Annotated in this window: 1 protein-coding gene; it reads right to left on the bottom strand. The window is 66.2% G+C overall.

The genetic code is table 11. From position 1 onward, the window contains the following. A partial coding sequence (locus BM041_RS29645; protein WP_139226250.1) for a beta strand repeat-containing protein occupies nucleotides 1-1,224 on the bottom strand: 1,224 nt, incomplete at its 3' end. Nucleotides 1,225-1,254: the final 30 nt, after the last annotated feature.

The raw sequence follows: 1,254 nt of genomic DNA, 5'->3' as shown, positions 1-1,254 counted from the left end.
GCTGCCGGAGGCGTCGACCCCGATGTTGCCGGATGTCGAGATCAGGGTTGCCCCGTCATCCATCGTGACGTCGCCCGCGGTCGCCGTAACACTGACGTCCGCCGCCCCGTTGAGCTGAAGGCTGCCAGTCGTGGCGCCAACAACGAAGGCCACGCTAGCGGCCGAGATGTTCTGCGCACCGGTCGACTGCAACATGTCGGTGATCGCCAGTGCCGCATCGGCGCTGATATCGATGCTACCGCCCGCATCGCCGCCCTGAAGAGTCGTCGCCCCGGTGAAGGTCGCGTCGATGTCGGATCCCGCGCTGAACGCAGAGATGACGGGAGCCTCGATGGCGACCGCCTTCGCCGAGGAACCAAGGCTTCCACCCGCCGTCATGTAGAGCACGCTTGCTGAGATGAGCGAGTTGCCACCGACCGCGCTGATATCACCCTCGACATGCACTGTGGCGTCCGCGGTGGTCGACAGTTGCGCAATCGTTGCGTTCCCGCTGATGGCGATCGCCACCTGGCTGTTCCCGGCATCGAGCAACGCGCCGCTCGTCATCGTGAAATCACCCGCGGAGCCCGCGCCTGTCGTCGTGATGGCCAGCCCCTCACCGGAGATGCTTCCGGTCAGGGTCACGGCCGCGCCCGCCTCAAGGCTCACAGCACCGACGCCCGACAGTGTTCCGATCGACATGGCCGTAGTTGACTCCACAGCCAGCAAACCGCCCGCTGTGAGGGAGCCGATCGTGTCGACAGCGAGAACGATCGGCGCATGGGCGCCCGCACCCACCGCCCCGCCGATGACGCCGCTCAGAGTAGTCGCCTCGACATTCACCCCCGACTTGCTGCTCAGCAGCGATCCGCCTGCACTGTTCAGGACGACGTCGTCGCCCGCGACATACGCAACGGTCACGTCACTGCTGGCGTCGAGCGTGACGTCGCCGTTACCCGCTTCGATGGTGGAGTTCTGCCCCATCAAGACAGCGCCGCCACTGCTGGTGATCGAGACGCCAGAACCACTCAGAGCACCGGACGTGGAGACCGTGCCCGTACCGTCCACATCGACGACGCCACCCGCCGTAAGGCGGCAAATCGTCGTCGCACCCGCCACATCAAGCCGTACCGCGCCATTGGCATCGACCGCCGTGACCGTCGCCGCCGAGATTCGCAGCGCATTGCCAGCGGCCCCCACCGCCATACCGGCATCCAGTGTCAGGCTCGTGGCGCTGATCGCCAAGCCTGCTCCGCTGTTGCTGATCGATCCGGC

This window comes from Falsiroseomonas stagni DSM 19981 (assembly GCF_900114315.1).
Lineage (GTDB): Bacteria > Pseudomonadota > Alphaproteobacteria > Acetobacterales > Acetobacteraceae > Falsiroseomonas > Falsiroseomonas stagni.
Note: the sequence above shows the minus strand (reverse complement) of the source record. Positions and strands in the feature narration are given on the sequence as shown.